The following is a 9,988-nucleotide window of genomic DNA, read 5'->3' on the forward strand; positions in this document are numbered from 1 at the left end:
CCCGCCACAATCAGCCGATCATGACGGCCACCTACAAATCTGACGTGCACCCGGGGGCCGGGGGGCCGGTGGAAATGAAGTTTTGTCAGTGGTCTCTGTCATGGTGGATTGATGACCGTGACGGGAGTGACGCATGAGGTGACCGGGAGCCCCGATAACGGCCTGCCTGGCGGCCTCTCCTCGTCGTCCTTGTCGTCGGGGCGGCGGTTCCGGGGGAAAAACAAACAGCCCGCCTGGAAACGCGACAAAGACGGGCCGGTCTCGGTGATCCGCCTGCCCCTGTCCGTGACCCGCCCGGCCGACCGGCGCCGCCTGGAGCAGCTGTTTTCCGCGATGTGGCAGATCAAACGCGCGCTGCGGCGCGACGCCGCGAACATGGTGGTCGCCTACTGGCACGGCGACCGGCGCCGGGTCGCGGACGAACCCGCGTGGCGACGCGAACTGGGCCTGTCCCGCACCGGCCTGGAGCAGCGCGGCTACGCGCATCTGGACGCGGCCGGGCATCTGAAGGCCCACGTCACCAAGGCCCTGGTCATGCACCAGGCCGACGAGGTCTGGACCGGGGTGGAACGGCACCTGTTCAGGGACGCGGCAGGACGGCGGGCCGGGGCCCCACGCCGCAGACTGCCGTGGTGGGACTATACCCGGATCCCGGGCCGGGCCCGCTCCCACACCAGCCCACGCAAATGGGAGACGTTCCGCCTGCACGGCACCCTGGAGGGACATCTGGCCGCCTACCGGGCCCCCGGCACCCCCGCCGACACAACCATCGACCGGGTTGCCGACGTGATGGGGGACGGGGAGTCGGTGCTGGCGCAGCCGCTCCGGATGCCGGTCCCACCGGCGTCATCGCCGACAGGCCGGACCGCCGGTTCGTGGTGGGACCACGTTGGGCCTCTCGTTGTCGTGTTCTCCGGCGGGGCCGCCAGCCGGAAAGGGGACCTGGTGCTGCCGGTCCGGCTGCCGCAGGGCGCGGGCCGCTGGCCCTACCTGGCGCACTACCTGAATGACCCGGCCCGCTGGCACAAGATCGATCTGGTGCGGGTCGCTGACCCGGGCGCCCCGGGCGGGTGGCGGTATGAGGCGCATCTGCTGGTCCTCGGGGCGGGGTATGCGGCCCCGGCGACCCGGGCCCGCCGCGCGAGGGCGGCCGGGCTGGACCGGATCGGCGGGGTCGACGCGAACGTGTCCAACTTGTCGGTGGTCTCCTTCCCCGCGACCGGCACCGCCGCGGGCAATGCCACGGCGAGCAATGCCGCCGCGAGCAGTGGTTTCGTGGCCGGTGGCCCGCATCAGGGCGACTCGATCGGGGACGGCCCCAGCGCGGACGGCGGCGCCCTGATCGGCGTGGACGACATCGGGGAAACAATCCCCGGCGCTCCCGCCGCCGCGGGCTCGGGGAACGCGCCGGTGACCGCGACCCGGCTCACCCTGACCCCCGCCCAGCAGAATGAGCTGGCCCGGGACCGGAAGAAAGCCGCTGGACGCCGCAAGGCCCTGGACCGCTCCCGCCGCGCCGCCAACCCCGCCCAGTACCGGCCCTCGGCCCGGCAGCAAGCCCGCGCCGCCCGCCGCGCCCGGGCTGGCCTGCCCGTCAAACAGATCCATCTGCCGGGCGGGGAACGGCTTACCCAAGCACGGGGGAAACGCCCTGCGCGGCCGTACCGACAGGACCGGCTGTCGGCCTCCTACCGGCGGCTCCGCGCCCGGGACAAGGCGGCCGGAGCCCGTCGCACCGTCGCAAGGCGGGCCCGCGCCCGCCAGGCCGCCGCGACCATCATCAGCCTGCATGGCACCAACCTGGTGGTCGAGGACTGCCACATCGCGACCTGGCATCGCCGGTGGGGCCGCACCTGCATGGCGTTCACCCCCGGACAGCTCGTCACCGCGTTGGCCGCCGAATGCACGGCCGCCGGCGGAGCCCTGCTGCGGGCCGCCACCCGTCCGACCGCCCTGTCCCAGCACTGCCTGTGCGGGGCGAAGGTCACCAAAACCCTGGCCGTGCGGGTGCACGTCTGCTCCGCCTGTGGCCTGAACGGGGATCGGGACTTGGTCTCCGCCGCGCTGGCCGCCCTCGTGGTCTTCTCCGACCCGGCCGACCCGGGCACCGCCCAGGTTGATTACGACCGGGCGGCGGCGCTGCTCACCCATGATTTTAAGGGGCTGCAAGAGGCCCTGTCCGAGTCAACCGTCGTAAGTCCCGTCCCTGCCCCGACCGGGCAGCGGACGGGCGGTACGGCAGCCCGCCCGGGTGCCCGCCGCCGGTGGCGGCGCGCACGCGGGCGGGCCTCTGCTCGGCGAAGTGCCGGAACGTGCGGCATGTCAACCCCGAATGAGCTCCGACCCGCGTTCGCGGTGCAGGGACCACGCCGGAGCGGCATGCCCGTCACCCCGGACTGCCCCGACTTACGGGGCAGGTCTTAGAGGGAGCGTCCTTCGGGGGCGGCTACAGGGACGATTTCGGGGGCGCCCATCTGGATGGCGTCGGCTTCTTGGTCGGTGTCCTGTTCTTGGGAGGCGCGTTCGGCTTCGACGCGTTTGGTGTAGTACTCGACCTCGCGTTTGACCTGTTCAGCGTCCCAGCCCAGAGGCTCGGCCAGGAGCTCGGCGGCCTCTTCGGCAACGGCGAGGCCGCGATGGAAGGTCTCGATGGAGATGTGCGTGCGACGGGTGAGAACGTCGTTGAGATGGCGAGCGCCCTCATGGGTGGCCGCGTAAACGATCTCGGCGCGCAGGTAGTCGTCGGCGCCGGTGAGCGGTCTGGCCAGGCTGGGGTCCGCCTCGATGAGGACGAGCACCTCGTCGATCATCGATCCGTACCGCTGGAGCAGGTGCTCGATCCTGGCCACGTGCAGCCCGGAGGATTCGGCGAGACGATTGCGGGAGTTCCAGCGGGCCTGATAGCCCTCGGCTCCAGCGAGCGGGATGCGATCAGTGCAGGAAGGCGGCACCCGCAAGTCCAGACCGTGCGCGACCGCGTCCACGGCATCCGCGGCCATGACCCGATACGTCGTGAACTTGCCCCCCGCCACCATGACCAGCCCAGGCACCGGATGAGCCACCACGTGCTCACGGGACAGCTGAGAGGTCTGCTCAGACTCACCACGCAGCAACGGCCGCAGTCCCGCGTACACCCCCTCGACATCGTCCCTGGTCAACGGCACCGAGAGAACCGCATTAACGTGATCGAGAACATAATCGATGTCGGTACGAGAAGCCGCCGGATGCGCCTTGTCGAGAGTCCAGGCGGTATCGGTGGTCCCGATGATCCAATGCCTCCCCCAAGGAATCACGAAAAGCACCGATTTTTCGGTGCGAAGGATGATTCCGGTAAGCGAGTGGATCCGATCCCGGGGCACCAGCAGATGCACCCCCTTGGACGCGTTGACGTGGATCTGCCCACGCCCGCCGACCAGCTCCTGAATGTCGTCAGTCCAGACCCCGGTCGCATTGACCACCTGCCGGGCCCGCACGTCCAGCTCCGTACCGGTCTCCAGATCGCAGACCCGTACCCCGGTGACCCGCTCCCCCTCCCGGAGAAACCCGACAACCTGCGCCCGCGACGCCACATGCGCACCATACGTCGCCGCCGTCCGCAGCAATGTCATCACATACCGGGCATCATCGACCTGCGCATCCCAGTACTGCACCGCCCCCGTAAACGACGTCCGCCGCAACGCGGGAGCCAACCGCAGCGCCCGCCTCCGCGACAGATGCCGATGCCCCGGAACCCCCCGGGTGAATCCAAACGAAAACCCCAAGCTGTCGTAAAGAACCAGCCCAGCCCCCACATACGGCCGCTCCCACCCCGTATGCGTCAACGGGAACAAGAACGGCACCGGCCTCACCAGATGCGGAGCAATCCGCTGAAGCAACAGCGACCGCTCCTGCAACGCCTCCCGTACCAGATCGAAGTTGAGCTGCTCGAGATACCGAAGCCCCCCATGGATCAGCTTCGACGACCGCGACGAGGTCCCCGAGGCGAAATCCCGCGCCTCCACCAGCCCCACCGACAGCCCCCGCGTAGCCGCGTCGAGCGCCACCCCCGCGCCGACCACACCCCCGCCAACCACCACCACATCCAGCTCTTGCGACCCCATCGAGCCCAATGCGGCATACCGCTCGGCCGGGCCAAGCCTCGCTGTCCCCAGTCGGGCCGTCATAGATCTCCCTTTGTACGGCTAACGCCTACGTCTGTCGTTCTACCCGCAATCTACCGGCGAGTAGCCGCCCACCCACTGTGGCTTCCCTCACGACCGTATCCGCCATGACAGCCATCCAAATCCATGCCACGACGTGCGCCTTCGACCTGGCCGAGGACACTGACCCCGCTCACGACCAGGGCGCTGGCCACCACACACCTCCAGCTGCTGGTACGGCCCTGCTCGAGCGAAAACGCCGGGCGGCTGGCGTCGTTACTGAGGTTGAACTCGTGGTGTCGTAGGGGCTGACTGTGACTTAGCCCTTCATCTGGCGAGCGAGCAGTTCACCTGGCAGGGCTGAGCGTTCTAGTTGGCGAGCCGAGCATTGCGGCTGGTGAGCGAGCTGATCCCTGTTTGACGACGGTGCGGATGTCGTTGCGGAGCGGGTGCATAGGATCGCCGGCATGGCATTGCGACCTGTTCAGGTGAACATAAAGGCTCTCGATGACTCGGCGGTCGGCCGGTTCTGGGCGGAGGCACTCGGCTGGAATGCGTACAGACCCGGCGTGACCACCTATGTTGGACCCGCCGGCGGCTTCGTCTGGCCCGACCCGGTCGCCGTCGGCATCGACGTTGTTCCCGTCCCGGAACCCAAGACAACGACAAAGAACCGTGTGCACCTCGATCTCGCCACCACCTCTGCGGCCCATCAGGCGGAGTTGGTCGCGCGCCTGAAGGCGCTCGGCGCGACGCCCGCCCACGTGGGCCAGGGCACAGTGCCGTGGACGGTCCTCGCCGACCCGGAGGGCAACGAGTTCTGCGTGCTGGAGCCTCGGGAGATCTACCGGGACACCGGGCCGATCGCCGCTGTGGTGGTCGACTGTGCCGATCCGCGGGCCATGGCCCGGTTCTGGGGTGAGGCGATGGACTGGACCCTGCATGAGGTGACCGGCGATCATGCGGTGTTGCGCTCCGCCAAGGGTGTCGGCCCGTATCTGGAGTTCCTCCGCAGGCCCGGCGTGAAGACCGTGCCCGACCGCGTCCACCTTGACCTGCTGCCGTACCCCGGTGACGACAAAGCAGCAGAGGTGGCCCGGCTGCGGGCCCTCGGCGCCACCGACCTCGACCTCGGCCAGGGCGACGTCTCGTGGACGGTCCTGGCCGACCCGGAGGGCCACGAGTTCTGCGTCCTCGCCCCGTCCTGACCTGGAGCCCTGACGACACCCCGACACGTGAGCCTTGTGTGCTCATGTGCCATGACCCGGGTGGGTTGGGCTGCGGCGTCTCGGTCGATTCGGGCGGCGAGAGCTTGCGTAGGGGGCGAGATCAGCTCGCTCGCCACCGCAGCCACCTCATAGACGGCTGCCTGGCAGGGACCGGGCTGACCATCAGAGCAGCCTGAGCAGAGAGACGACATCACGAGCTCAACCTCAGTAGCTGCCACAAACGGTCCGGTGCCGGCCGAGTTGTCGTCACGGCTTGGCGACTGATCGCGTACGTCGCGAGTGGAGCCGTGACCGGGAAGGATAGGCGCATGAGCATCACTCTCTCCGACGCGCGGATCGTGACGCCCGATGGCGTCCATCATGGATGGCTGACCATCGAGGACGGGCGAATCACTCATGTCGGGCGAGGTCCGGCGCCTGGGAATGGGCGTGGGCTGGGAGGGCGCATCGTCGTTCCCGGGTTTGTGGATATTCATGTGCATGGCGGTGGGGGGTCCGGGTATCCGGCGGGGTCGGAAGAACAGGCTCGGCGAACGGTGGCGTTCCATCGGGAACATGGGACCACGACGGCTCTGGCCAGCCTTGTCACCGCGCCACTCGATCGGTTGAAGGCCGCGGCGGGGATGCTGGCCGGGTTGTGCGCGGAAGGGCTGCTGGCCGGGATTCACTACGAGGGGCCCTACATTTCGGCGGTTCGGTGCGGGGCGCACCGGCCGGAGCTGCTCCGGAGCCCTTCGGCCGCCGAGTTCGCCGAGCTGATCAAGGCCGGTGACGGGCACGTGCGGATGTTCACCCTGGCCCCCGAACTACCAGGGGCACTGGAAGCGGTACGGGAGTGCGTCGATTCCGGGGTGGTAGCCGCCATCGGGCATACCGATGCCACGTTCGAGCAGAGCATGGCCGCCATTGATCTGGGCGCCTCGGTGGCCACCCACCTGTTCAACGCGATGCGCCCCCTCAATCACCGCGACCCCGGCCCGATCACCGCCGCCATGGTCGACGACCGCGTCACCGTCGAGATCGTCAACGACGGAGTGCACCTGAACCCGTCCGTGATCGACCTGGTCCTCGCCGCCGTCCCCGCCACGCGCGTGGCCTTCGTCACCGACGCAATGGACGCGGCCGGAATGCCCGACGGCGACTTCGACCTCGGCCCCATGAAGGTCGAAGTCCGCGACGGCGTGGCCCGCCTGGCCGGCGGCGGAGCAATCGCGGGCAGCACCCTCACCATGGACCGCGCCTTCCGCCGAGGCGTGCAAACCAACGGCATGACCCTCCCCCAAGCCGCCCAGGTAACCGCCCTAACCCCAGCCCAAGTCCTCGGCCTATCCCACGAAATCGGCTCAATCACCACCGGCAAGTACGCCGACCTGGTCATCCTCAACGACAACCTGACCGTCCACGCCGTAATGAAACACGGCACCTGGACCACCGAGCCCTAACCACCCCCACCTGCCACCCGCCCACACGCGCTCACCCATGATCGCCGGACGAACAACAGGCCACGGCACCACGGTTCCCACCCAACCTTCCGTTTTCCCTCGCGCCCCGCCCGACCCCCATCCCCCTGGTCGCTCCAATGAAGCGACAGCTTGACCTGGAGGTTTCCCACCCACCCAGCCCGTTGTTTCCCTCGGGCTCCGCGTCCTCGCCGGCACGATCCACCGCCAGGGCCGTACCGTCGACGCGGCCGGTCCCGGCCAGGGGCGTGCTCACGGTCAGGTAAGCGACATTCGCGGTGTGGGCGACGTATCTGCCTGGCCGCGCCCGGTGACCATGCGGCGGACGCGGCGGTGGCTCTCGCGAAGCAGGGCAGGTGCGGCCGATAAAGGCGGTGTGGCGAGGTCGGCTGCTACTGCGGTGGGGCGACCACTACCTCGACGCGTTGGAATTCCTTTATGTCGGAGTAGCCCGAGGTGGCCATGGTGCGTTTGAGGGCGCCCATGAGGTTCATGGAGCCGTCGGCTACCGAGGAGGGGCCGTGGAGGATTTCGGCGAGGGTGCCGATGGTGCCGAATTCGACGCGGCGGCCTCGGGGGAGGTCGGGGTGGTGGGCTTCGGAGCCCCAGTGGAAGCCGCGGCCGGGGGCTTCGGCGGCGCGGGCCAGGGGGGAGCCGACCATGACGGCGTCGGCGCCGCAGGCGATGGCCTTGGCGATGTCGCCGGAGCCGCCCATGCCGCCGTCGGCGATGACGTGGACGTAGCGGCCGCCGGATTCGTCCATGTAGTCGCGGCGGGCGGCGGCGACGTCGGAGATCGCGGTGGCCATCGGGACGACGACGCCGAGGACGTTGCGGGTGGTGTGGGAGGCGCCGCCGCCGAAGCCGACGAGCACGCCGGCGGCGCCGGTGCGCATCAGGTGCAGGGCGGCGGTGTAGGTGGCGCAGCCGCCGACGATGACGGGGACGTCGAGTTCGTAGATGAACTGCTTGAGGTTGAGCGGTTCGGCGCGGCCGGAGACGTGCTCGGCGGAGACCGTGGTGCCGCGGATGACGAAGATGTCCACGCCCGCGTCGATCACGGCCTTGTGGTACTGGACCGTGCGCTGCGGGGAGAGCCGGACGGCGGTGGTCACGCCCGCCCCGCGGATCTCGGCGATCCGGCGGCCGATCAGGTCGTCCTGGATGGGCGCGGTGTAGATCTCCTGGAGGCGGCGGGTTCCGGCCTCGGCGCTCAGGGTGGCGACCTCGTCCAGCAAGGGCTGCGGATCCTCATACCGCGTCCAGAGCCCTTCCAGGTCGAGGACGGCGAGCCCGCCGAGGCGGCCGATCTCGATCGCGGTGTGCGGGGAGACCACGCTGTCCATCGGGCTCACCACCACCGGGGACTCGAACCGGTAGGCGTCTATCTGCCAGGAGATCGAGACCTCCTCGGGATCCCGCGTCCGCCGGGACGGCACGATGCCGATCTCGTCCAGCGCGTATGCCCGGCGGCCGGTCTTGCCCCGGCCGATCTCCACCTGAGTCATTTTCGTTCCTCGCCCAGTACGTGTGCGTTAGGTAGTGCCCTACGTACTCTAACGACGGTGATAGTTGGGAGCCTCGACTGTCATCTGGATGTCGTGCGGGTGGCTCTCTTTGAGCCCGGCGGCGGTTATCGGCATCAGCTGGCCGTTTTCCCGCAGGTCGGCGATAGTACGAGCGCCCGTGTACCACATGCCTTGGCGGACTCCCCCGACCAGCTGGTGGGCGACGGCGGAGACCGGGCCCCGGTAGGGCACCTGCCCCTCGATGCCCTCGGGGATGAACTTGTCCTCGCTGGAGATCCCGTCCTGGGCGTAGCGGTCCTTGCTGAACGAGGCGCCTCCGCGCTCCCGGTTGCGGACCGCGCCCAGCGAGCCCATGCCCCGGTAGGACTTGAACTGCTTGCCGTTGATGAAGATCAGCTCGCCGGGCGATTCCTCGCAGCCGGCCAGCAGCGAGCCGAGCATGACGGAGGACGCGCCGGCCGCGATCGCCTTGGCGATGTCCCCCGAATACTGCAGGCCGCCGTCGCCGATCACCGGGACCCCGGCGGGCCCGGCCGCGAGCGAGGCCTCGTAGATGGCGGTGACCTGCGGTGCGCCCACGCCCGCCACCACCCGGGTGGTGCATATCGAGCCGGGGCCGACCCCGACCTTGACCGCGTCCACGCCCGCCTCGACCAGTGCCTGCGCGCCCGCGCGGGTGGCGATGTTGCCGCCCACGACGTCCACCCGGCTGTTGGCCTTGATCTTGGCGACCATGTCGCAGACGCCCTTGGAGTGGCCGTGCGCGGTGTCCACGATGATCACGTCGACACCGGCTTCGATCAGCGCGTGCGCCCGCTCCTGGGCGTCGCCCGCCACGCCCACGGCGGCGCCGACCATGAGCCGCCCGTCGGCGTCCTTGGTGGCCAGCGGATACTGCTCGCTCTTGGTGAAGTCCTTGACCGTGATCAGGCCCTGCAGCCGCCCCTGCTCGTCCACCAGCGGCAGCTTCTCGACCTTGCGCGAGCGCAGCAGCCGGAACGCCTCGTCCCTGGAGACCCCCACCGGCGCGGTGACCAGCGGCATCTTCGTCATGACGTCGCGGACCAGCAGCGAATGATCGCTCTCGTAGCGCATGTCCCGGTTGGTCACGATGCCGACGAGCACGCCCGCCTCATCGGTGACCGGCACGCCGGAGATCCGGTAGCGCGCGCACAGCTTCTCGACGTCGGCCAGGGTGGCATCCGGCGTGCATGTGACCGGATTGCTCACCATCCCCGCCTCGGACCGCTTCACCAGATCGACCTGCTGCGCCTGATCCTGAATGGACAGATTGCGGTGCAGAATCCCGATCCCTCCCTGGCGGGCCATCGCCACCGCCATCCGGGCCTCGGTCACCGTGTCCATCGCCGCCGAAATCAGCGGAATCCGCAACGTGATATTCCTCGACAACCGCGTCGAGGTATCCGCATCCCCCGGCTGCAAATCCGAATACGCAGGCACGAGTAGAACATCATCGAACGTGAGCCCTGGTTCGGTGAACTTCCCCATCATCTGCGCCCCTCCCACCAGGAGACCCGCCCTAAGCCCCCCGCTGGTCAGTGTAGTGGCCCTCCCCAACTCCCACCCCTCCACCTGTGGATAACCCACCTCGGCATTGCGGTGGTTCTCCC

The 9,988-nt window shown here is 69.0% G+C and carries 6 protein-coding genes; 3 read left to right on the forward strand and 3 right to left on the reverse strand.

Annotated features, from left to right (window positions below; translation table 11 throughout):
- The first annotated feature begins 111 nt into the window (after positions 1-111).
- Positions 112-2,424, forward strand: a complete 2,313-nt coding sequence (locus Aple_RS31855) for a transposase (RefSeq protein ID WP_155348420.1) — start codon at positions 112-114, stop codon at positions 2,422-2,424.
- Here Aple_RS31855 and Aple_RS31860 read toward each other — a convergent pair.
- Positions 2,421-4,163 carry a glycerol-3-phosphate dehydrogenase/oxidase gene (locus tag Aple_RS31860; RefSeq protein ID WP_155348421.1) on the reverse strand — a complete coding sequence of 581 codons (1,743 nt, stop codon included), beginning with the start codon at positions 4,161-4,163 and terminating at the stop codon, positions 2,421-2,423. The genes Aple_RS31855 and Aple_RS31860 overlap by 4 nt on opposite strands.
- Positions 4,164-4,606: 443 nt before the next feature.
- Here Aple_RS31860 and Aple_RS31865 point away from each other — a divergent pair, with 443 nt between their 5' ends.
- Together Aple_RS31865 and nagA are read left to right on the forward strand one after the other, a co-directional pair.
- Entirely contained in the window at positions 4,607-5,347 is a 741-nt protein-coding gene (locus Aple_RS31865) for a VOC family protein (RefSeq protein ID WP_155348422.1), read from the forward strand.
- Between the two features lie 329 nt (positions 5,348-5,676).
- Positions 5,677-6,810: an N-acetylglucosamine-6-phosphate deacetylase gene (nagA, locus tag Aple_RS31870; RefSeq protein ID WP_155348423.1), complete on the forward strand. Its 1,134-nt coding sequence runs from the start codon at positions 5,677-5,679 to the stop codon at positions 6,808-6,810.
- 410 nt (positions 6,811-7,220) lie between these two features.
- On the opposite strand, the gene Aple_RS31875 is transcribed toward nagA, so the two are convergent.
- Positions 7,221-8,336 (reverse strand): GuaB3 family IMP dehydrogenase-related protein, encoded by a 1,116-nt coding sequence (locus Aple_RS31875; RefSeq protein ID WP_174889903.1) that lies wholly within the window; start codon positions 8,334-8,336, stop codon positions 7,221-7,223.
- Between the two features lie 48 nt (positions 8,337-8,384).
- On the reverse strand, positions 8,385-9,866 hold the full coding sequence (guaB, locus tag Aple_RS31880; RefSeq protein ID WP_155348481.1) for an IMP dehydrogenase: 1,482 nt from the start codon (positions 9,864-9,866) through the stop codon (positions 8,385-8,387).
- Positions 9,867-9,988 lie beyond the last annotated feature (122 nt).

The organism is Acrocarpospora pleiomorpha, from assembly GCF_009687885.1.
Taxonomy (GTDB): Bacteria; Actinomycetota; Actinomycetes; order Streptosporangiales; family Streptosporangiaceae; genus Acrocarpospora; species Acrocarpospora pleiomorpha.

What these genes read in the sequence shown, in the direction of transcription:
- guaB (WP_155348481.1), bottom strand. Translation starts at nt 9,866, where the DNA reads ATGGGGAAGTTCACCGAACCAGGGCTCACGTTCGATGATGTTCTACTC.
- Aple_RS31865 (WP_155348422.1), top strand. Translation starts at nt 4,607, where the DNA reads ATGGCATTGCGACCTGTTCAGGTGAACATAAAGGCTCTCGATGACTCG.
- Aple_RS31860 (WP_155348421.1), bottom strand. Translation starts at nt 4,163, where the DNA reads ATGACGGCCCGACTGGGGACAGCGAGGCTTGGCCCGGCCGAGCGGTAT.
- Aple_RS31855 (WP_155348420.1), top strand. Translation starts at nt 112, where the DNA reads ATGACCGTGACGGGAGTGACGCATGAGGTGACCGGGAGCCCCGATAAC.
- Aple_RS31875 (WP_174889903.1), bottom strand. Translation starts at nt 8,336, where the DNA reads ATGACTCAGGTGGAGATCGGCCGGGGCAAGACCGGCCGCCGGGCATAC.
- nagA (WP_155348423.1), top strand. Translation starts at nt 5,677, where the DNA reads ATGAGCATCACTCTCTCCGACGCGCGGATCGTGACGCCCGATGGCGTC.